The sequence below is a fragment of the Leifsonia xyli genome (genome assembly GCA_001647635.1).
Classification (GTDB): domain Bacteria; phylum Actinomycetota; class Actinomycetes; order Actinomycetales; family Microbacteriaceae; genus Leifsonia; species Leifsonia xyli_A.
In genome coordinates, this window is record CP014761.1 from 1286446 (window position 1) to 1307079 (window position 20634).

The window sequence follows — 20634 nt, forward strand, 5'->3', positions numbered from 1 at the left end:
CAGTCTACCGAAGCGTCACCCCGCCAACTGCAGCTCGTGCCGCCTCCACGGCTCCGTGTACTCGTCCCAGTTGGGGTCGCTCCACCGCATCGAGATCAGCGACGCCATGTTGAGGTGGGGCTCCTTGAGCTCGAAGGGCAGCTTCCAGCCCAGGTCGGACAGCAGCCGGTCCGACTTGATGTTGTTGCAGCGGAAGCACGCGATGACCACGTTGTCCCAGGTGTGCGTCCCGCCGCGGGCCCGCGGGATGACGTGGTCGAGGGTGTCGCCGAACTTGCCGCAGTACGCGCACACGTGGCCGTAGCGCTCCAGAGCGCTCTTGCGGGTGAGCGGGATGCGGCGGTGCGGGACGCGGATGTACTGGTTCAGGAGGACGACGCTCGGGGCATCCAGGACCAGGGATCGGCTGTGCAGTTGCGCGCCGGTCCCTGCGACGGTCGAGGCTTTGCCGGCGAGGACGAGCATGACCGCCCGCCGCGTCGAGATCACGCCGAGCGGTTCGTAGCTGGCGTTCAGAACCAGAGTCTTCATCTGCGACCTTCCGGGAAAAGGTGAGAGCTGGAAAAACGGCAAACAAAAAGGGCACTGTCCGTGCGGACAGCGCCCAAGGTGGCGGTGGCATGGTGGTGGCAGGCCACATGGTGGCGGTGGCAGGCCTCGACATGGTGGCGGCAGGCGAGGAAATCTTGGCCGCGCTCGTCCCATCCGGTCGCCCTCAGCGACCCGGCGGAACGACTTCCGGCCATCGGATCCTCCGAATTCCGGCTGCGGCGAGGCAGCTCAGAACGCAAGGATAACCCAGAAACGGCGCGCCCCTTAATCGGGGCGCGCCGTTCCTGGCTGTGGTGCGAAGTGTTTACCCGCCGGATGCCGGTCAGATACCGAGACGGACGATGTAGTAGTCGCTCGTCCAGATCGGGCGGATGGAGATGGAGCGGCCGGTGTCGGGCGCATCCATGATGTTGCCGTTGCCGGCGTAGAAGCCGTCGTGGCCGGGCATGATGACGATGTCGCCGGGCTGGGCGTCGGCGATCGAGATGCGCTTGCCCATGGCAGCCTGACCCGACACGGAGTGCGGGAGGTTGATGCCGAACTGGGCGTACACGTACATGACATAGCCGGAGCAGTCGAAGCCCGCGGGGCTGGCGCCGCCGTAGACGTACGGGGTGCCGATGTACTGCTGCGCGACCGAGAACACCTGCGAGAGGCTGAAGTTCGGGTACGGCGGGTTGGCCAGGAAGTCGGACACCGAGGGGCCGGTCGCGGAGCTGCTGGCGTAGTTCGCGAGCTGGACGGCGGCCTGGCGACGGGCGGCCTCAGCGGCTGCCGCTGCGGCCTGAGCGGCCTTCTGCGCGTTCAGCTGCTCCTCGGTGGTGGCGGAGGCGGCGTCACGGCTGACGGCGGCGGAGGCGACCCCGCCGACCTCGACGGTCTGCGACTGCGCCTTCTTCATGGAGTCGGCGGCGCTGGGGCCGAAGCCGGCGCGGTCGGCGCCGTTCGGGTTGAAGGCGAAGGCGGGGAGCGCCATCGTGCCGACGAGACCGGCGGCGACGGTGATGACCGCGGCGTTCAGGATCCAGCCGCCCTTGCGCTTCTTCTTCGGCTGCTGCGCGGGCGTCGAGCCGGTGCGCGTCGCGACGGCACCACGAGCCGGCGACGTCGCCGGGGTGGATGCGGTCGCACGCGTGCGCAGGGCGCGACGGGCGGCGGGGGAAGTGGGGCTCTGGTCCGGGTTCGTGCGGTCCTGGTCGGGACCGGGCGTGCTCGAAACTGCCAAGGTGTGACCTCCAGCGCTCCGGCAGCACTAGGGAGCTGCCCCCGTCCCAAGCTGGGTGGCTTCGGCGTCACGGATCATGAGACGGGTTCAGGGGGGTGGAGCGTCACGATCCGGGGTCCTGATGGGCCGGCTTCTGGCCCGTTCGGACTCGTAAGAGACTACGGGACCGCCTCCCGTTTGTCACACGTTTGACGGACTTTTTTAACGAATCGGTAACGGAGTCAGGCGTCGACGAAGATGTGCGCCGCGAGCTCGTTGGGCAGCTCCAGGCCGGGCTCGAAGCCGTCGATCTGCACGGCGACGTATGAGCCGGCCGGAGAGAAAGTGCCGGTCGAGCCCGGAAAAACGCCCGCCTGCTTGAGCTGCAGCAGCAGCTCGGGGTCGACCTGAGCCGGCTCGCCGAGGCGTCGGATCTTGGCGGTGACGGCCGCGTCGTTGCCGCGGACGACGTCGACGAGATTGATGAGACTCTCAGTGGATGCGGAGGTGTCGGGCGCGCCGAGCTCGCCGAGACCCGGGATCGGGTTGCCGTACGGCGACTCCGTCGGGTTGCCCAGCATGGTCAGCAGCTTGCGCTCGACCTGCTCGCTCATCACGTGCTCCCACCGGCACGCCTCTTCGTGGACGTACTCCCACTCCAGCTCGATGACGTCGCTGAGCAGGCGCTCGGCCAGGCGGTGCTTGCGCATGACGTGCACGGCCTTGCGGCGGCCCTCGTCGGTGAGCTCGAGGTGGCGGTCGCCGGAGACGACGACGAGACCGTCGCGCTCCATCCGGCCGACGGTCTGGGAGACGGTGGGACCGGAGTGGCCGAGACGCTCCGAGATGCGCGCACGCAGGGGGACGATGTTGTCCTCCTCCAGCTCCAGGATCGTGCGGAGGTACATCTCGGTCGTATCGATCAGATCGGTCATGAGCCCCTCCACGTGACGGCGTGCGAACACCGGATATCAGCCTACTTGCTACGGATGATGGGCACGCACAGGCGGCCGCAGGGCCACCCCGCGCGCCGTCCTGGGTGTTCAACAGCCAATACACTTCCTTTATGCCGGACGTCACGATTCCCTCTGAGCTGCTGCCCGCCGACGGTCGATTCGGATGCGGACCCTCCAAGGTCCGCCCGGAGCAGGTCGCGTACCTCGCCGGCCCCGGCGCCGCGCTCCTCGGCACGTCCCACCGCCAGGCGCCGGTGAAGAACCTGGTCGGCCGGGTCCGCGAGGGCCTCGGCGAGCTGTTCCGCCTGCCGGAGGGCTACGAGGTCGTCATCGGCAACGGCGGCTCGACGGCGTTCTGGGATGCGGCCGCGTTCGGCCTCATCGAGAAGCGCAGCGAGAACCTGGTGTTCGGCGAGTTCGGCGGCAAGTTCGCCAAGGCGGCGAAGACGCCCTGGCTGGATGCTCCGCACGTGCTGGAGGCGCAGGGCGGCTCGCGCAGCGAGGTCGAGGTCGTGGAGGGCGTGGATGTGTACGCCTGGCCGCACAACGAGACGTCGACCGGCGTGATGGCTCCGGTGCGCCGCGTCCACGGCGACGAGGGCGCCCTGACCGTCATCGACGCGACGAGCGCGGCCGGCGGCGTGGACCTGGACGCGGCCGAGGCGGACGTCTACTACTTCGCCCCGCAGAAGAACTTCGCCTCCGACGGCGGACTCTGGCTGGCCCTGTTCTCTCCCGCCGCGCTGGAGCGCGTGGAGCGGATCGCGGCCAGCGACCGCTACATCCCCGAGTTCCTGAGCCTGAAGAACGCGGTCGACAACTCGCGCCTCAACCAGACGCTCAACACCCCGGCGATCGCGACGCTCGTGCTGCTCGAGAACCAGGTCGAGTGGATGAACGGCAGCGGCGGTCTCGCCTGGGCCGATGCGCGCACCCGCGAGTCGTCGGGCGCGCTGTACGAGTGGGCCGAGTCGGTGGACTACGCGACGCCGTTCGTGACGAACCCGGACCACCGCTCGCAGGTCGTCGTCACGATCGACTTCGACGACGCCATCGACGCGGCGGCGATCGCCAAGACGCTCCGCGCCAACGGCGTGGTCGACACCGAGCCGTACCGCAAGCTCGGCCGCAACCAGCTGCGGATCGCGACGTTCACGGCCATCGAGCCGTCGGACGTGCGGGCGCTGATCGGCTGCATCGAGTACGTGGTCGAGCGACTGGGCTGACCAGCGCCATGCGCCTCTGGCTCCGCGACGACGAGCGTCGGCCCGACCCGGTCCCCGCGAAGACGGACGACCGGCGGGCCGTGCTGGTCGGGCTAGGCCTGTGGGTGGTCGCCCTCGTCGTCCTGCTCATCGTCGGCGTCCCGAGCGGCACCTGGCTCTGGACGGTCGTCGTCGGACTCGTCCTCGGAGTGCTCGGGATGGGCTACCTCACCCTCGCGCGCCGGCGCTGAGTCGTCGTCCTCGGCCTCGTCGTCGTCCTCGGCCTCGTCGTCGTCCTCGTCGCCTTCGGCGTCGTCCGGATCGGCGAGCGCGGCGGCCTCCTCGGCCTCCAGGTCGAGGTCGGAGTCCACGTCCGTCTCCTCGTCGAAGTCGACGTCGACGCTGTCGATGTCGACGCCGTCGAGGTCGTCGTCGGCGTGGAGGTCGTGCACGTCGGCGTCGTCCTCCGACTCGTCGAAGGCGTCGTCGTCCTCATCCTCGTCGGCATCGTCCTCGGACTCGTCGTCCACGTCCTCGTCCTCGTCGCCGGACTCGCCTTCCTGCGCCGCAAGCGCCTCCTGGGCGGCCTGATACTCGGCGAGCCGCTCGGACCACGGCACCCAGTCGGGCGCGAGCAGGGCGCCGTCGCCGGGCATGAGCTCGGCCTCGAGCACGGTGGGCTCGTCGGAGTCGTCGGCGCGGCCGACGGTGGCGGTCCAGTGCCAGCCGGGGTAGCCGGCCAGCCGCGTCGCGAAGAGCAGCGACAGGACGCCCGGGCCCTCCACCACGTGACCGAGCGGCTCGCCGATGGTCGCCTCGGGAGTGATCTCCTTCAGCGCACCGAGCGCGAGCGGAACGGCAGCGAGCAGCTCCTCATCCGCGACGAGCACGGTCTCGGGCTGGGCCTCCGACTCCACCGAGGCGTCGGAGCTCTCGGGCTCGACCGCCTGGTCGACACCCTCCGGCTGGTCGCCCTGCTCAGGCATCCAGGTCGTCCGCGACCTTGCGCAGCACGGCCGCGATCTTCGCGCCGTGCGCCTTGTCCGGGTACTTGCCGCGGCGCAGGTTGGCGCCGATGCCGTCGAGGAGCTTCACCAGGTCTTCGACGATGATCGCCATGTCGTCGGCCGACTTGCGCTTCATCTTCACCAGGCTCGGCGGAGCCTCCAGGACGCGCACGGAGAGCGCCTGCGCCCCCGCTTGCCGTCGGCGATGCCGAACTCGAGGCGGGTTCCGGCCTTGACGACGGCGCCGGCGGGCAGCGCCGAGGCGTGCAGGAAGACCTCCTGGCCGTCATCGGAGCTGATGAAGCCGAAGCCCTTCTCCTCGTCGTAGAACTTGACCTTGCCGGTTGGCATGGGAACCTCACTCCTTGGGGGATCGAATGACCAGCCTCAATTATCCTTGATTTCGTGACCCAGCAGACCCCGCCGCCGGCATCGCGGCCCCAGCGCATCCTGTCGTACATCATCGCCGCGCTCGTCATCGTCTCCCTGGTCTGCATCGCGGCCATCCTGATCGGGACCGCGGCGGGCCAGTTCGCGCAGCAGGGATCGGGTCAGGGCCTGTGGCCGACGGTCTTCTTCTTCCCGCTCGTGGCGCTGCCGATCGCGTTCGTGCTGATCATCGTGCTGCTCATCGTGAGCGCCCGCCGCAACCGCGCGGCGAACCGGGCGAACCCCGTCGACCCGAAGGGCCGGCGCTAGGCGGAACGCCCGGCGGTTCGGCGGATGACCACCACGCTCGCTCTCGCAGCCCGGCTGCGAGGGATGGACGACGCCGTCCTCACCGACACGCTGCGCCGCCGCACCTACCGCCGGACCGGGGTCGCCGACTTCTTCGACCTCGCCGACGCGCTCCTCGACACGGACTCGCTGCAGCGCGCCCTCGCACCGCTGGACCGCATCCACCTCGGAGCGCTGCTCGTGCTGGGCCGCGCTGTGACGCCGCTGACGGCCGCCGAGACCGCCGCTCTGCTCGCCTCCGAGCCCGCCACCGCGCAGACGGCTCCGGAGGATGTGCACACCGCTCTCCGGGAGCTGGCCGACGCTCTGCTGGTGCAGCCCGCTGGGGATGCAGCGTACGGCGTCTACGACGCGGTGACCGCGCAGCTCGACGCGTGGCCGTCACAGGGTCTGCCGTCGCCGGGCGACCTGCTCGCCACTCCCCGCCGCCCGCGCTCGCGCCCGTGCCGGACACCGAACGGCGCTTCACCGACCGCCTCGCGGCCGAGCGCGCGTTCGAGTCGGTCACCGCCGTCTCCGAGCTGCTGGCCGAGCTCGGCCGCGAGGGCGCGCGCCGGCTGCAGAAGGGCGGTCTGGCGCTGCCCGCCGTGAAACGCCTGGCGGAGGCCCTGTCGCTGGAGGCCGACCTCGTCCCCGTCGCCCTGTCCGCCGCCGAGCGCGCCGGGCTGGTCGGCGTGGAAGAGGGGATGTGGCTGCCCACCGAGCGCGCCTCCGCGTGGAGTCACTCCCCCACTCCCGAACGCTGGCGCGCGCTCGCGGCCGCTTGGCTGGACGCGCTCCCCGGCGACCTCCGCGCGCTGCTCGCGCTGCGCAGCCGGGCCGCCTGGGGCGACAGCCTGCGCGAGCACGTCGCGTGGCTGTATCCCGCCGCGGTCGAGGAGGCGCAGGAGCGGGTGGACGCGCACACCCGGCTCGCCGAATGGCTGGGCGTCACCGCGCACCAGGCTCCGAGCTCGGCGGGGACGGCCCTGGTCGAGGAGGGGCCGGACGCGGCGATGGCGGCGATGGCGGTGCAGTTCCCGGCCGAGGTCGACCGCGTGTACCTGCAGCACGACCTCACGATCGTGTCGCCGGGTCCGCTCGCGCCCGAGATCGAGTCCCGGCTGCGCGGGATCGCTGAGCTGGAGTCGCGCGCGCTCGCGTCGACCTTCCGCGTCTCGGCCGCGTCGGTGGATCGGGCGCTCACCGCGGGTGAGACCGCGGACGGCATTCGCGAGTTCCTCGCCGCCATCTCCCTCACCGGGCTGCCGCAGCCGGTCGACTACCTGATCCAGGATGCGGCGGAGCGGCACGGCCGGGTGCGAGTCCACGAGGTGGCGGGCGCCGAGGGCGTGCGTTCGGCGGTGCGGTCGGAGGACGCGACGCTGCTGCGAACCATCCAGGTGGATCAGGCGCTCAGCTCGCTGCGAGTGGCGCCGGGAGCGGATGGGGAGCTGGTCAGCCGGTTCCCGCGCGACGTCGTGTTCTGGGCGCTCAGCGACGCGCGGTACCCGGTGGTCGCGGAGGACGCGGACGGGAACGAGGTGACCCTCCGGCGCCAGCGGATCGCGCATCCCTCCGCCACGTCGGAGCATGATCGCGACGCCGAGCTGGTCGCGCGGCTGCGGGAGGCGGAGGCGCAGGCCGGCGACGACACCGGCGAGCGCTGGCTGGCCCGGCAGCTCGACCTGGCGGTGCGGGCGCGGCAGCCGATCGTGATCGAGGTGGCGATGCCGGACGGCCGGGTCGTGGACTACCTGCTCGAGCCGACCGGCGTCGGCGGCGGCCGCCTGCGGGGCCGCGACCGGGCGGCGGACATCGAGCGCACCCTCCCGCTCTCCAGCGTCCGCGGCGTGCGCCCGGCCCCCGCGTCCTGACCCGCGTCCCGCGCGCCCGCGCTCCTCCGCCCGCCCCCGCGCTCCCGCCCCACCTCGCGCTCCCGCCCCGCCCCCGTCCTGCACCTCGCTGAGGTGCAGGTTGTTGCGCACTCCGGCGGCGTGTCGACCGCAACAAGCTGCACTTCACCCTCTTTCGCTCCCTGCTGCGGTGCGGGCGGCGCGTCGAGAGCATCGCCGGGGACGCGAGGGGCAGCTTGTTGCGCGGCGCGGCGGCGTGTCGACCGCAAGAAGCTGCCCTTCGGGGAGGATGCACACCGGCAGGGCGTAGGGTTGGCAGTTATGTCGGATGGGCCCCTGATCGTTCAGAGCGATCGCACCGTGCTGCTCGAAGTGGCGCACCCGGACGCGGAGGACGCGCGGCACGACCTCGCGGTCTTCGCCGAGCTGGAGCGCGCGCCCGAGCACATCCACACCTACCGCATCACGCGGCTCGGCCTGTGGAACGCGCGCGCCGCCGGGCACACTGCCGAGGACATGCTGGGGACGCTGGAGCGGTACTCGAAGTTCCCCATCCCGCAGACGGTCTCCGTGGATGTGTCCGAGACCGTCGCGCGCTACGGCCGCCTGGTCATCGAGCGCGACGACGAGGGGACGCTGCTGCTGCGCTCCACCGATCTCGCGGTCCTGACCGAGGTCGCGAGTGCGAAGCGCATCTCGCCGCTGCTGCTGGAGCGCCGGGACGACGAGACGTTCGTGGTCGAGGCGTGGGCGCGCGGGCAGCTCAAGCAGGAGCTGGTCAAGCTCGGCTGGCCGGCCGAGGACCTCGCCGGCTACACGCCCGGGACCCCGCACGAGATCGGCCTGAAGGAGGACGGCTGGGCGCTGCGCGACTACCAGCGCAAGGCGGTCGGCAACTTCTTCGACGGCGGCTCCGGCGTCGTGGTGCTGCCCTGCGGCGCGGGCAAGACCCTGGTCGGCGCGGGCGCGATGGCGACCGCCAAGACGACCACGCTCATCCTGGTCACCAACACCGTGTCGGCGCGGCAGTGGCGGGATGAGCTGCTCAAGCGCACGACGCTGACCGCCGAGGAGATCGGCGAGTACTCGGGCCAGGTCAAGGAGGTCAAGCCGGTCACGATCGCGACCTACCAGATCCTCACGGCGAAGCGGAAGGGCGAGTACGCGCACCTGGCGCTGCTCGACGCGCTCGACTGGGGCCTCGTGGTCTACGACGAGGTGCACCTGCTGCCCGCGCCGGTCTTCAAGCTGACGGCGGAGCTCCAGGCGCGCCGCCGGCTCGGGCTGACGGCGACGCTGGTGCGCGAGGACGGCCGCGAGGGCGACGTGTTCAGCCTGATCGGCCCGAAGCGCTTCGATGCGCCGTGGAAGGAGATCGAGGCGCAGGGCTTCATCTCCCCCGCCGCCTGCTACGAGGTCCGCGTCGACCTGCCTGCCTCCGACCGGCTCAGCTACGCCGCCGCCCCGACGACGAGCGCTACCGCCTCGCGGCGACGGCACCGGCGAAGCTCGATATCGTGCGGCAGCTCGTCGAGCGGCACGAGGGCGAGCGCATCCTGATCATCGGCCAGTACCTCGACCAGATCGACGAGCTCGCCCAGGCGCTGGATGCGCCGCAGCTCACGGGCGCGACCCCGGTGGACGAGCGCGAGCGGCTGTTCCAGGAGTTCCGCGACGGCCGGACCAAGGTGCTCGTGGTCAGCAAGGTCGCGAACTTCTCGGTCGACCTGCCCGAGGCGACGGTCGCCATCCAGGTCTCCGGCTCGTACGGCAGCCGGCAGGAGGAGGCGCAGCGCCTCGGCCGTCTGCTGCGGCCGAAGGAGTCGGGACTGTCGGCGAACTTCTACACACTGGTCGCGCGCGACACCGTCGACCAGGACTTCGCGCAGAACCGCCAGCGCTTCCTCGCCGAGCAGGGCTACTCGTACACGATCCTGGACGCGCACGCGCTGCAGGCGGCGTAGGCGCCAGCCGCCGCGCTGATTCGGCACGAATGGTCGCTATTCGTGACGAATGACGACGATTCGGCACGAATCGGCGGAGGCGTTCAGCGCAGGATGCGCGCGAGCGTCACGCGGGACTCGGCGTCGTCGGGCCGGTCGCGCACGGTGATCGCGGCCTTCCACAGCGCCCAGGCCCGCGCCCGCTGCCACGTGGCATCGTCGAGTCCGACCGTCGCGACGAACGCATCCCGCCCGCTCCCCTCGAACATCGTCCACGCCGGGACGAGGTCGCAGGCGGGATCACCGACGCCGGAGGTCCCGAAGTCGATCACAGCCGACAGCGCGCCGCGCGCATCCACGAGCAGGTTGCCGGGCGCGACATCGCCGTGGAACCACACCGGCGGTCCCTCCCACTGGGACGCGGTCGCCTCGACCCACAGCGACCGAGCCCGCGTCGCTTCCGGCCCGAGCAGCGCGAACGCGGCGAGCGCCTCCTCCTCGTACACGGTCGGCGGCGCGCCGCGGAAGAAGTTGTGGGTCCCCGGCCCGGGCGCTCCCTCGGTCGGCGCGTTCCGCAGCGCGACGAGGAACCGCCCGATCGCCGTCGCCAGCCCCGCATCCCGCGACACGTCCCCGCGCAGCACGACCGGCGTCCCGGGCAGCCACCGGTAGACCGACCACGGGAACGGGAACGCCTCCCCGGGCTCGCCGACCGCCACCGGCGACGGGATGGGAACCGGCAGCAGGTCCCGCAGCAACGGCAACCACCGCTGCTCCTTCGCCACCTGCTCCACGTACCCCTCGGCGCTCGGCAGCCGGACGCTCAGCTCGTCGCCCAGCCGGAAGGTGCGGTTGTCCCACCCGTCATGCTCCACCGGCCGGACAGAGAGCCCACGCCACTCGGGGAACTGCGCGTCGACGAGCCGGCGCACCAGCGCGACGTCGATGCGCGGCCGCACCTCAGGCGCGGACATACCGCAGCAGCAGCGTGTCGTCTCCCTGGAGGGTGTGCGCGAGCCGCAGCCCGAGCGGCACGATGGGCGCGGCGCCGGTGGCGATGCGGGACGACGTGCCGGCCTCCAGCAGCGGGCTCATCGTCAGGCACAGCTCGTCGACCGCGCGGGCGGCGATCAGGTCGGCGAAGAGGCGCGGGCCGCCCTCGCAGTGGATGCGCGTCAGCCCGCGCTCGTGCAGCACGGCGAGTCCGCGCTCGGCCTGCACCCGCTCGCGCCCGCACACGACCACGTCGGCCACCTCGGAGAGCGCGTCGCGCGCCTCCGGGCGGGACAGCTCGGTGGTGAGCACGATCGGCCGCTCGGGGGCGTCCTGGAAGATCGAGCTGCGCGGGTCGAGGTCGAGCCCGGCCGAGACGATGGCGAACACCGGATGCGGGGTCATCCCCGCGCCGCTGCGCGCACCCTGAGACGCCACATCCACCCGCATCGCGCCGTAGCCCTCGGCACGGACGGTGCCCGCGCCGACGAGCACGACGTCGCAGAGGCGGCGCAGGATGTCGAACACCCGACCGTCCACCTGATTCGACAGCGCGCCCGAAAGACCCTGGTGCGTCGCCGCTCCGTCCACGCTGGACACGAAGTTGACCCGCAGCCACGGGTCGCCCGCGCCCTCCAGGTACAGCGCCGTGATCTCGTCGTCGGTCAGCCCGGTCTGCGAGGGCAGCGGCGACAGGCGGTGGATGGCGGGCACGTCCGCCGGGGCCGGGTCACTCATTCACGTCTCCCATGTTGTGCTTGAGGTAGGCGGGCTCGCGCAGTCCGAGCACTGCCTCCGTCATGCGCACGGCGGCGACGGAGGCACGCACGTCGTGCATCCGCACGATACGCGCCCCGTTCATCACGCTGATCACGGCGGCGGCCAGCGACCCCTCCAGGCGCTCGCTGCGCGGGGCGTCCAGGGTCTCGCCGATGAAGTCCTTGTTCGAGACGGCCGCGAGCGTCGGGAAGCCGAGGTCGGCGATCTCGCTGAGTCGCCGCGTCAGCTCCAGCGAGTGGAGCGTGTTCTTGTTGAGGTCGTGCCCGGGGTCCAGGATGATGCGCTCCTCGGGCACGCCGACATCCGTCGCGCGCTCCACCCGGTCGAGCAGGAACTCCCGCACATCGGCGACCACGTCCCCGTACTGCGGACGCGGGAACGGCCGGCGCGGCCGCGCCAGGCTGTGGGTGATGACCAGGGTCGCGTCGCTGTCCGCGACGACGCGCGGGAGCTCGGGATCGCTGAGGCCGGTGGTGTCGTTGATGACGGTCGCTCCCGCCTCGATCGCGTGCCGGGCGACGGTCGAGTGGAACGTGTCCACCGAGATGACCACGTCGGAGCCGGCCCGCAGCGCGGCCACGACCGGCACGACCCGCTCCACCTCCTCCTCCACCGGGATCGGCTCCCCGGGCGCGAAGGGCGCCCCGCCGATGTCCACCCAGTCGGCGCCGAGCGCGACGGCCTCGAAGCAGGCGTCCACGGCCCGGTCGAAGGCGTAGGTCCGGCCCTGGTCGAAGAAGGAGTCGGGCGTGCGGTTCACGACCGCCATGACGGCGACCTGCCGCGAGAAGTCGAAGGTGCGGGCGCCGATCGTGCGCACCGGGATGCGCAGCGGCGGCAGGTACGGCTCAGACGTCGGCAAGGTCGACATCCCGGTCGGCGAGCCGCTCCGCATCCACCCGCTCGCCCGAACGGATGAGGCGCTGGATGTCGTCCTGCACGTCCCAGACGTTGACGTTCATGCCCGCGACCACCCGGTCGCCGCGCAGCCAGAAGGCGATGAACTCGCGCGCGTCCACGTCGCCGCGGTAGACGACGCGCGCGTCCTTCGTGAGGGGCACGTAGCCGGAGTACTCCATGCCCAGATCGTATTGGTCGGAGTAGAAGTACGGGATGTCGTCGTACGACGCGCGCTCGCCCAGGATCGCGTGCGCGGCCACCTTCCCGGTCGTGATGGCGTTCGCCCAGTGCTCGCTGCGATAGTGGCGGCCGAGCGCGGGAAGGAACGGGTCGGCGACGTCGCCGACGGCGTAGACGTCCTCGATGCTCGTGCGCATCCCCTTGTCGGTCAGCACCCCGTCCGCGATCCGGAGCCCCGAGCGCTCGGCGACGAGCGTGTTCGGCGCGGCTCCGACGCCCGCGACCACCACGTCGGCCGGGATGCGCTCGCCGCTCGCGAGCACCACCACCTGCTCGTCGCCGCCGTCCACCCCGACCACCTTCGCGTCGTTGCGGAAGGCGACGCCGTTGTCCCGGTGCAACCGCTCGAACACACCGCCGAGCTCGCGCCCGACGGCACCGCTCAGCGGCACGGCGGACCGGCCGATCACGGTCACGTCGTTGCCGTACCCGCGCGCGGCGGCGGCGACCTCCATCCCGATCCAGCCGGAGCCCACGACGACCACGCGACGTCCGCCGACCTCGAGCGCCGACCGCAGCCAGGCCGAGTCCTCGCGGGTCCGCAGCGGGAAGACGGCGCCGTGACCACTGCCCGGCACACCGAGAGGACGCGCGCTCGCCCCGGTCGCGAGCACCAGGCTGTCGTAGGTGATGCGGGCGCCGTCCGAGACGAACAGCTCGTGGGCGTCCGGCTCGAACGACCCGGCCTCGACGTTCGGCACGAACTCGACCCGGTTGTCGGCGTACCAGGCGGCGGGATGCACGTCCGACTCCTCGATTCCTGCGTCGCCCTTCAGGAACTCCTTGGACAGCGGCGGCCGGATGTAGGGGTGGTGCTCCTCGAGCCCGAGGAGCAGGATGCGCCCGTCGAAGCCGCGCTCCCGCAGCTCCTCGGCGACGGTGGCCCCGGCGAGGCCGGCGCCCGCGATGACGACGGTGGGGTTCGACATGCTCTCAGCATCCACTGTTCGCACGGCGAAAACCAGTGCGGGGCACCGAGCGCGCACCGACGGCTCACAGGTAAGAATCAGCTGACGCGCAGATAATGTTTCCCATGAACGCAGGACCCCGCATTCTCATCGTCGACGACGAGCCGAACATCCGCGATCTCCTCACCACCAGCCTCCGATTCGCCGGGTTCGCCGTGCGGGCGGTCGGCAACGGCGCGCAGGCGATCTCTGCGGTCCTCGAAGAGGAGCCCGACCTCATCATCCTCGACGTCATGCTGCCGGACATGAACGGCTTCGGCGTCACCAAGCGGCTGCGCGGGGCCGGCTACACCGCGCCCATCCTGTTCCTCACCGCCAAGGACGACACCGAGGACAAGATCACCGGCCTGACCGTCGGCGGCGACGACTACGTCACCAAGCCGTTCAGCCTCGACGAGATCGTCGCCCGCATCAAGGCCATCCTTCGCCGCACGATGCAGGCCGACGAAGATGCGGTGATCCGCGCCGGCGAGCTGACGATGGACCAGGACACGCACGAGGTCTTCGTCGGCGACACCCCGATCGAGCTGAGCCCGACCGAGTTCAAGCTGCTGCGCTACCTCATGCTCAACCCCAACCGCGTGCTGTCGAAGGCGCAGATCCTCGACCACGTGTGGGAGTACGACTTCAACGGCGACGCCGGCATCGTCGAGTCGTACATCTCGTACCTGCGCCGCAAGGTGGATGCGCACTCCAGCGAGCCGCTCATCCAGACCAAGCGCGGGTTCGGCTACATGCTCAAGGCCGCCAAGGCCTGAGATGCTCTGCCGGGCCGGGCGGGCGTACAGAGCGCGCACATGCCCGGCACAGCATCCCCTGCATAGACTGACGGCCTGATGCACTCACGTCTGCTCGACCGCTGGAACGCGATCTCCCTGCGCACGAAGATCACGGGCGTGACCGTGCTCATGCTGACGCTCGGGCTGCTCGTGACCGGCATCGGCACGATGTCGATGCTCAAGCCGGTCCTGCTCGATCAGCTGGATGCGCAGCTGTCGGCCGCCTCGGGTGCCTCGTACATCAACACGTACCTCTACTCGCCGTCGGCCGACTCCGACCAGATCGCCACCGACGCCAGTCCGTCCGACTACTTCGCCGCGCTGTACAACTCCGACGGCGACCTGGTGAAGACCAACTGGAAGAACATCCCGTACGCGCACCGGCCGGACATCCCGAACCACCTCACGCTGTCCGAGGCGAAGGCGATGCCGGGCGGCTTCTCGCTGCACAGCAACGACGGGCGCACGACCTACCGGGCGATGGCGACGACGCAGACCTTCGCCGGGTCGGGTGAGCTGGCGACCGCGATCGTCGCCACGACGACCTCCCAGATCGACACCGTGATGGCGAGCTTCCTCGCGATCTTCCTCGGCTTCGGCGTGATCGTGATCGTCGTCGGCGCCGGTCTCACACGCATGCTCGTGACCACGACGTTCGCGCCCCTGCGCGAAGTGGAGCAGACGGCCGCCGCCATCGCGGACGGCGACTTCAGCCAGCGCCTCGGCGGCGCGACGCCCAACACCGAGGTCGGGCGGCTCAACCGCTCCCTCAACACCATGCTGAACCGCATCGACCGCGCGTTCAGCGACCGCGCGCGCACGATCGAGCAGATGCGCCGGTTCGTCGGCGACGCGTCCCACGAGCTGCGGACGCCGCTGGTGTCGGTGCGCGGGTACGCCGAGCTGTACCGGATGGGCGCTCTGCAGACTCCGGAGGACGTCGCGCAGGCGATGGACCGCATCGAGAAGGAGGCCATCCGGATGGGCGCGCTGGTCGAGGACCTCCTCGAGCTGGCCCGCCTGGACGAGACGAAGCCGCTCGACCTGCACCGCGTCGACCTGGTGAAGATCGCGCAGGACGCGGCGATGGACGCGATGGCCGGCTCCCCCGGCCGCATCGTCACCGTGCTCACGCCCGAGCCGGTCGCGCCCGAGGAGGACGACGACCTGGAGCCCGGCGTCGACACGGTGCCGATGTCCCTCGCCGACACCGACGCCGGCGCACGCGCGTCGAACGCGACCGGGCCGATCGCCTTCGCGGGGTCCGCGCTCGCCCGCCTGCGGCGTGGGCGCGCACGTCGCGGCACCACCGACACCCTTCCGATCACCACAGCCGAGAAGGTCGTGCTGACGCGTCCCGCCTCCGAGCCCGCGATCGTCATGGCGGAGGAGAACAAGCTCCGCCAGGTCGTCACGAACCTCATGGGCAACGCCCTGCGGTACACGCCCGACGGCAGCCCGATCGAGATCGCGGTGCGCATCGACCATCGCTCCGACCGCGCGACGCTGGAGGTCCGCGACCACGGCGAGGGCATCCCGCCGCAGATCCGGGAGAAGATCTTCCAGCGCTTCTGGCGCGCGGACACGTCCCGCGCCCGCGAGACCGGCGGCAGCGGCCTGGGGCTCGCGATCGTGTCGTCGATCGTCGCGGCCCACAACGGCACCGTCGACGTCGTCGACACCGAGGGCGGCGGAGCGACGTTCCGCGTGACCCTGCCGCTGGCGGGATCGGCCGCCGCAGCCACGTACGTCACCCCGTAACGGTCGATCCACCGGGCGTTCACCCGGCGGACGGCATGACAGAATACTCCGGGCGCCGGATTCGTCGGCGGCTGTGGCAGAGGGACCCGGGGGAGAACAGTGCGCACTCTCGTGGTCATGCCGACATTCAACGAGCGGCAGAACCTCGAACCCCTGGCGGCCCGCCTCCGCACCGCCGTCCCCGAGGCCGAGCTGCTGGTGGTCGACGACTCGTCCCCCGACGGCACGGGCGAGCTGGCGGATGCTCTCGCGGCCGCCGATCCGGCCATCCACGTGCTGCACCGCGCGACCAAGGACGGACTCGGGGCGGCCTATCGCGCCGGGATGAACTGGGCCCTCGATCACGGCTACGAAGTCATCGTCGAGATGGATGCGGACGGGTCGCACCGGCCGGAGGAGCTCCCTCGCCTCCTCGCCGCGATCGCCGACGCCGACGTCGTGCTCGGCTCGCGCTGGGTGCCCGGCGGGGGCACGGTCGACTGGCCGCTGCGGCGCCGCATCCTCTCGCAGGGCGGCAGCCTGTACGCACGCGTCGCGCTCGGAGTCCCGGCCCAGGATGTGACCGGCGGCTACCGCGCGTTCCGCGCCGAGGCGCTGCGCCGCATCCACTACGAGGGCGTCGTCAGCCGCGGCTACTGCTTCCAGATCGACATGCTGCGTCGGTCGTACCGCGAAGGGCTGCGGGTGACGGAGGTGCCCATCACGTTCCAGGAGCGCACGTACGGCACCTCGAAGATGAGCGGTGCGATCGTCGCGGAGGCGATCGCGCGCGTGACGCTGTGGGGCATCGCGGGGCTGCCGCGGCGGATCGCGGGCCGGCGCGCACATTCGACGACGCGGTCCACGGCGGGGAGCGGGTCGCGATGAGCGCAACCGGAGTCACCACGACGACGTCCCTCGCGCCCGCCGATTCGCCGGTCGGGTTCTGGCAGCGTCCCGCCGTCCGCTGGGTCGCGCTCGTCGTCGTCTTCGTCTGGGGTGCCTACCAGTGCCTGTGGAACATCCTCGCGGCGAACCCCAACGCCGACGAGCCGGAGTACATCATCGTCGGCCGCTGGTACCTCCAGGGCGACCTCCGGGCCAACCACGAGCAGCCGCCGACCGCGAAGTACCTGTTCGGTGCCGTCCAGCTGCTGTTCGGCGAGGGGCCGCTCGCCCCGCGTCTGCTCGTCGGAGTGCTGACGCTGCTGGGCGGCGTCATCGTCTTCCTCTGGCTGAAGCCCGAGCTGGGCTGGATGCCCGCGCTCATCCCCACCGCGTTCTGGCTGCTGCTGCCGCGCGGGGTGGCGACCACGTTCGAGTTCCGGCTCGACCGCTTCGCCGTCCTCGACCCGGTCATGGTGTTCTTCGCCATCGCGGCGATGGCGGCGGCCTGGCAGTGGCATCGCGGCCGATCGGTCGTCTGGATCGGCGTCGCGGCGTTCAGTCTCGGGCTGTCGGCGACGAGCAAGCCGACGACCGCGGTGATGATCCCGGCTTTCGTGGTCCTCATCCTGATGCGCCGCCGGCTGAAGGATGTGCTGATCGCTCTGAGCGTGGCGGCCATCGTGCTGCTCGCGACAGTGCTCCTGGTCTACTGGCCGATCGGCTTCGTGACCGGCATGCGCGACCTGATCGAGTTCCAGGTCACGCACAACCAGAACGGGCACCTGATCGACCTGGGCTCGATCGCCACCGGGCATCCGCCGTGGTGGGCGAACCTGTACTTCGCGTGGAAGGGCTTCGGCGCCGTCACCGTCGTCGTACTCGCGGGCGGCTGCGTCGCCTCGCTCTTCGACCGGGCGAACCGGTTCCTCGTCGTCTACCTGCTCCTCGCGCTGGCGCCGCTGGTCGTGTTCTACCTGTTCATCGCCCAGAACGCGCTGGCGTCGTACTACTACGCGTGGTCGTGGGCGCTGTGCATCCTGGCCGGGATCGGCTGCGCGTGGTTGCTGAAGGCGCACGGCTCCCGCATCCTCACCGCGTCGCTGCGTGCGGTCGGCGGTGTGCTCCTGGCGTTCGCGCTGATCGCCGCCGTCGGCACGTCGGCGCTGGTCTGGAACGACGGCCCGACGGGATTCGGCCGGGCGGACGAGACACTGCGCGCGGCCGGGATCGACCACGGCGACGTGCTCGTCAGCGGCGTCGCGCCCTGGGAGCCGGAGCAGTTCCTCCACGACCGGTGGACCGTCGACACGAAGGCGTCGTGCATCGTCGCGGTCGCCACCAAGGTCTCGCCCCGCTCCCCGATCGCGCCCGAGGTGACGGCCTACCTCCAGGAGCACGCCGCACACCTGCACCAGACGATGCTGAACGACGTGACCTTCTACGTCTTCGACCGGGCCACGGCCGCCGCCAACTGCGGCTGAGGTCCGCTCCCGCCCGACCTTCGTGCTACACCGTGCTACACTCCGCGATATGAGCTCCATCACCCACCGAGAGATGCGCAACAACAGCGCGGAGATCCTCCGCCGCGTGGCCGCGGGAGAATCGATCCAGATCACCAACAACGGCCAGATCGCCGCGGTCATCTCGCCGCCCACCGGGACGATCCTCGACGAACTGATCGCGCAGGGGCATGCTCGGCAGGGTGTCTCGGACCTGTCGGCCTTCCTCACGGTCGACCGACGCCGCGCAAATATCACGTCGGCGGAGATCATCGAGGATGCCCGGGGACGATGGTGACGGTCGCATACGTCGACACCTCCGCGGCCATGAAGCTGGTCCTCCAAGAAGCGGAATCCGACGCGCTCGCGTCCGAACTGGTCAACAGCGACCGGCGACTCGCGTCGTCCTGGCTGCTTCACACGGAGATGCACTGCGCGGCCGGTCGGCGGCCCGATGTCGTGGATCTCGACACGATCACGACCGTTCTCCGAAGGATAACCCTCGTCGATCTCACACGAGGCGATCTCCTGGCCGCGGGAGGCCATCCACCGCTGCGTTCCAACGATGCCGTCCACCTGGCGACTGCATTGCGGATCGGCGCCGACGAAATGGTCACGTACGACGACGAGCTCGCTCGGGCCGCCGAGAGGTTCGGCCTGGTCGTCGTCGCTCCCGCCTGACGACGCGGCGCACGCGAAGAGGGCGCCTCCCCGATGGGGAGACGCCCTCTGCGTTCAGTGCGGGGACTTAGAAGTCCATGCCCGCGCCCGGGTCGCCGACCGGAGCCGGGTTCTTCTCGGGCTTGTCGGCGACGACGGCCTCGGTGGTGAGGAACAGGCCCGCGATGGACGCGGCGTTCTGCAGCGCCGAGCGGGTGACCTTCACCGGGTCGTTGATGCCGGAGGCGAGCATGTCGACGTACTCGCCGGTGGCGGCGTTGAGGCCGTGGCCCACCGGGAGGTTGCGGACCTTCTCGACCACGACGCCGGCCTCGAGGCCCGCGTTGATCGCGATCTGCTTCAGCGGCGCCTCGATCGCGACCTTGACGATGTTCGCGCCGGTCGCCTCGTCGCCCTCGAGCGACAGCTTCTCGAACGCGGTCTTGCCGGCCTGGATGAGGGCCACGCCACCACCGGCGACGATGCCCTCCTCGACGGCGGCCTTCGCGTTGCGGACGGCGTCCTCGATGCGGTGCTTGCGCTCCTTGAGCTCGACCTCGGTGGCCGCGCCCGCCTTGATGACGGCGACGCCGCCGGCGAGCTTGGCGAGGCGCTCCTGCAGCTTCTCGCGGTCGTAGTCCGAGTCGGTCGACTCGATCTCGTTGCGGATCTGCTGCACGCGGCCGGCGATGGCCTCGGGGTCGCCCGCGCCCTCGACGATCGTGGTCTCGTCCTTGGTGATGACGACCTTGCGGGCCTGGCCGAGCAGGTCGAGGGTGACGTTCTCGAGCTTGAGGCCGACCTCCTCGGAGATGACCTGGCCGCCGGTCAGGATCGCGATGTCCTGCAGCATGGCCTTGCGGCGGTCGCCGAAGCCCGGAGCCTTGACGGCGACGGACTTGAAGATGCCGCGGATCTTGTTGACGATCAGGGTCGCCAGCGCCTCGCCGTCGACGTCCTCAGCGATGATGAGGAGCGGCTTATTGGCCTGGATCACCTTGTCGACGATCGGCAGAAGGTCCTTGATGTTGCTGATCTTCTGGTTGGCGATGAGGATGTACGGGTCCTCGAACACCGCCTCCTGGCGGTCCTGGTCGGTGACGAAGTACTGCGACAGGAAGCCCTTGTCGAAGCGCATGCCCTCGGTCAGCTCGAGCTCGGTGCCGAAGGTGTTCGACTCCTCGACGGTGACGACGCCCTCCTTGCCGACCTTGTCGATCGCCTCGGCGATGATCTCGCCGATGGTGGTGTCGCCGGCGGAGATGGACGCGGTGGCCGCGATCTCCTCCTTGGTCTCGACCTCCTTGGCGGAGGCGATGAGCTCGTCGGTGACCGCCGCGACGGCCTTCTCGATGCCGCGCTTCAGCGTGATGGGGTCCGCTCCGGCCGCGACGTTGCGCAGGCCCTCCTTGACCAGCGCCTGGGCGAGCACGGTAGCGGTGGTGGTGCCGTCACCGGCGACGTCGTCGGTCTTCTTCGCGACCTCCTTGACGAGCTCCGCGCCGATCTTCTCGTACGGGTCGTCGAGCTCGATCTCCTTCGCGATGGAGACGCCGTCGTTCGTGATCGTCGGGGCGCCCCACTTCTTCTCGAGGACGACGTTGCGACCACGCGGGCCCAGCGTCACCTTGACCGTGTCGGCCAGGGTGTTCAGGCCGCGCTCGAGGCCGCGGCGGGCGTCCTCGTCGAAAGCAATGATCTTTGCCATGTGTTTCTCGTCCCTCCCGGACGTCTGCGAAAGATTCCG

The 20634-nt window shown here is 70.6% G+C and carries 17 protein-coding genes and 3 pseudogenes; 10 read left to right on the plus strand and 10 right to left on the minus strand.

Annotated features, from left to right (window positions below; translation table 11 throughout):
• Positions 1–15: 15 nt before the first annotated feature.
• The 3 genes from A0130_06240 to A0130_06250 all read right to left on the minus strand — a co-directional run bounded on the left by A0130_06240 (position 16) and on the right by A0130_06250 (position 2691).
• The gene (locus A0130_06240; GenBank protein ANF31318.1) at positions 16–531 is read right to left on the minus strand and encodes an endonuclease; all 516 of its coding nucleotides are present in this window, start codon (positions 529–531) and stop codon (positions 16–18) included.
• 343 nt (positions 532–874) lie between these two features.
• On the minus strand, positions 875–1777 hold the full coding sequence (locus tag A0130_06245) for a hypothetical protein (GenBank protein ID ANF31319.1): 903 nt from the start codon (positions 1775–1777) through the stop codon (positions 875–877).
• 221 nt (positions 1778–1998) lie between these two features.
• A complete protein-coding gene (locus tag A0130_06250) occupies positions 1999–2691 on the minus strand; it encodes a dihydrofolate reductase (GenBank protein ID ANF31320.1) in 693 nt (230 codons plus the stop codon).
• Positions 2692–2822: 131 nt separating this feature from the next.
• Here A0130_06250 and A0130_06255 point away from each other — a divergent pair, with 131 nt between their 5' ends.
• Positions 2823–3938, plus strand: a complete 1116-nt coding sequence (locus A0130_06255; GenBank protein ANF31321.1) for a phosphoserine aminotransferase — start codon at positions 2823–2825, stop codon at positions 3936–3938.
• A 92-nt stretch (positions 3939–4030) separates the two neighbouring features.
• Here A0130_06255 and A0130_06260 read toward each other — a convergent pair whose 3' ends face one another.
• On the minus strand, positions 4031–4903 hold the full coding sequence (locus A0130_06260) for a hypothetical protein (protein ANF31322.1): 873 nt from the start codon (positions 4901–4903) through the stop codon (positions 4031–4033).
• Positions 4896–5275: pseudogene (locus A0130_06265) on the minus strand (cold-shock protein). The gene A0130_06260 and the pseudogene A0130_06265 overlap by 8 nt, the downstream one beginning before the upstream one ends.
• Positions 5276–5329: 54 nt before the next feature.
• Between A0130_06265 and A0130_06270 the strand changes: the two are divergent.
• The 3 genes and pseudogenes from A0130_06270 (at position 5330) to A0130_06280 (ending at position 9461) form a co-directional block, all read left to right on the plus strand.
• Positions 5330–5623: a hypothetical protein gene (locus A0130_06270; GenBank protein ANF31323.1), complete on the plus strand. Its 294-nt coding sequence runs from the start codon at positions 5330–5332 to the stop codon at positions 5621–5623.
• A gap of 24 nt (positions 5624–5647) precedes the next feature.
• Positions 5648–7518, plus strand: a pseudogene (locus A0130_06275) (hypothetical protein).
• A gap of 300 nt (positions 7519–7818) precedes the next feature.
• Positions 7819–9461 (plus strand): annotated as a pseudogene (locus A0130_06280) (helicase).
• Positions 9462–9544: 83 nt separating this feature from the next.
• Here the strand turns inward: A0130_06280 and A0130_06285 are convergent.
• The 4 genes from A0130_06285 to A0130_06300 are packed head-to-tail and all read right to left on the minus strand — an operon-like array spanning position 9545 to position 13282.
• Positions 9545–10414 carry an acetyltransferase gene (locus A0130_06285; protein ID ANF31324.1) on the minus strand — a complete coding sequence of 290 codons (870 nt, stop codon included), beginning with the start codon at positions 10412–10414 and terminating at the stop codon, positions 9545–9547.
• On the minus strand, positions 10401–11171 hold the full coding sequence (locus A0130_06290; protein ID ANF31325.1) for a hypothetical protein: 771 nt from the start codon (positions 11169–11171) through the stop codon (positions 10401–10403). The genes A0130_06285 and A0130_06290 overlap by 14 nt, the downstream gene beginning before the upstream one ends.
• Positions 11164–12108, minus strand: coding sequence for a dihydropteroate synthase (locus tag A0130_06295; protein ANF31326.1), 945 nt, complete (start codon positions 12106–12108; stop codon positions 11164–11166). Before A0130_06295 ends, A0130_06290 begins: the two co-directional genes overlap by 8 nt.
• Positions 12062–13282: a pyridine nucleotide-disulfide oxidoreductase gene (locus A0130_06300; GenBank protein ANF31327.1), complete on the minus strand. Its 1221-nt coding sequence runs from the start codon at positions 13280–13282 to the stop codon at positions 12062–12064. The genes A0130_06295 and A0130_06300 overlap by 47 nt, the downstream gene beginning before the upstream one ends.
• Positions 13283–13386: 104 nt before the next feature.
• On the opposite strand from A0130_06300, the gene A0130_06305 reads away from it, so the two are divergent.
• The 6 genes from A0130_06305 (at position 13387) to A0130_06330 (ending at position 18908) form a co-directional block, all read left to right on the plus strand.
• Positions 13387–14079, plus strand: a complete 693-nt coding sequence (locus A0130_06305; protein ID ANF31328.1) for a DNA-binding response regulator — start codon at positions 13387–13389, stop codon at positions 14077–14079.
• Positions 14080–14157: 78 nt separating this feature from the next.
• Positions 14158–15861, plus strand: coding sequence for a two-component sensor histidine kinase (locus tag A0130_06310; protein ID ANF31329.1), 1704 nt, complete (start codon positions 14158–14160; stop codon positions 15859–15861).
• 99 nt (positions 15862–15960) lie between these two features.
• Positions 15961–16728: a dolichol-phosphate mannosyltransferase gene (locus tag A0130_06315; GenBank protein ID ANF31330.1), complete on the plus strand. Its 768-nt coding sequence runs from the start codon at positions 15961–15963 to the stop codon at positions 16726–16728.
• On the plus strand, positions 16641–18209 hold the full coding sequence (locus A0130_06320) for a hypothetical protein (protein ID ANF31331.1): 1569 nt from the start codon (positions 16641–16643) through the stop codon (positions 18207–18209). Before A0130_06315 ends, A0130_06320 begins: the two co-directional genes overlap by 88 nt.
• Before the next feature lie 49 nt (positions 18210–18258).
• A complete protein-coding gene (locus A0130_06325; protein ID ANF31332.1) occupies positions 18259–18525 on the plus strand; it encodes a prevent-host-death protein in 267 nt (88 codons plus the stop codon).
• Complete coding sequence (locus A0130_06330; GenBank protein ANF31333.1) at positions 18519–18908, plus strand: pilus assembly protein; 390 nt, start codon at positions 18519–18521, stop codon at positions 18906–18908. Before A0130_06325 ends, A0130_06330 begins: the two co-directional genes overlap by 7 nt.
• Before the next feature lie 67 nt (positions 18909–18975).
• Here the strand turns inward: A0130_06330 and groEL are convergent, their stop codons facing one another.
• Entirely contained in the window at positions 18976–20595 is a 1620-nt protein-coding gene (gene groEL, locus A0130_06335; GenBank protein ANF31334.1) for a molecular chaperone GroEL, read from the minus strand.
• Positions 20596–20634: the final 39 nt, after the last annotated feature.

Excerpts from the sequence above, each read along its gene's own strand:
- A0130_06305 (ANF31328.1), top strand. The coding sequence starts at position 13,387 with ATGAACGCAGGACCCCGCATTCTCATCGTCGACGACGAGCCGAACATC.
- A0130_06290 (ANF31325.1), bottom strand. The coding sequence starts at position 11,171 with ATGAGTGACCCGGCCCCGGCGGACGTGCCCGCCATCCACCGCCTGTCG.
- A0130_06300 (ANF31327.1), bottom strand. The coding sequence starts at position 13,282 with ATGTCGAACCCCACCGTCGTCATCGCGGGCGCCGGCCTCGCCGGGGCC.
- A0130_06310 (ANF31329.1), top strand. The coding sequence starts at position 14,158 with ATGCACTCACGTCTGCTCGACCGCTGGAACGCGATCTCCCTGCGCACG.
- A0130_06285 (ANF31324.1), bottom strand. The coding sequence starts at position 10,414 with ATGTCCGCGCCTGAGGTGCGGCCGCGCATCGACGTCGCGCTGGTGCGC.
- groEL (ANF31334.1), bottom strand. The coding sequence starts at position 20,595 with ATGGCAAAGATCATTGCTTTCGACGAGGACGCCCGCCGCGGCCTCGAG.
- A0130_06255 (ANF31321.1), top strand. The coding sequence starts at position 2,823 with ATGCCGGACGTCACGATTCCCTCTGAGCTGCTGCCCGCCGACGGTCGA.
- A0130_06250 (ANF31320.1), bottom strand. The coding sequence starts at position 2,691 with ATGACCGATCTGATCGATACGACCGAGATGTACCTCCGCACGATCCTG.
- A0130_06240 (ANF31318.1), bottom strand. The coding sequence starts at position 531 with ATGAAGACTCTGGTTCTGAACGCCAGCTACGAACCGCTCGGCGTGATC.
- A0130_06260 (ANF31322.1), bottom strand. The coding sequence starts at position 4,903 with ATGCCTGAGCAGGGCGACCAGCCGGAGGGTGTCGACCAGGCGGTCGAG.
- A0130_06295 (ANF31326.1), bottom strand. The coding sequence starts at position 12,108 with ATGCGGAGCGGCTCGCCGACCGGGATGTCGACCTTGCCGACGTCTGAG.
- A0130_06330 (ANF31333.1), top strand. The coding sequence starts at position 18,519 with ATGGTGACGGTCGCATACGTCGACACCTCCGCGGCCATGAAGCTGGTC.
- A0130_06325 (ANF31332.1), top strand. The coding sequence starts at position 18,259 with ATGAGCTCCATCACCCACCGAGAGATGCGCAACAACAGCGCGGAGATC.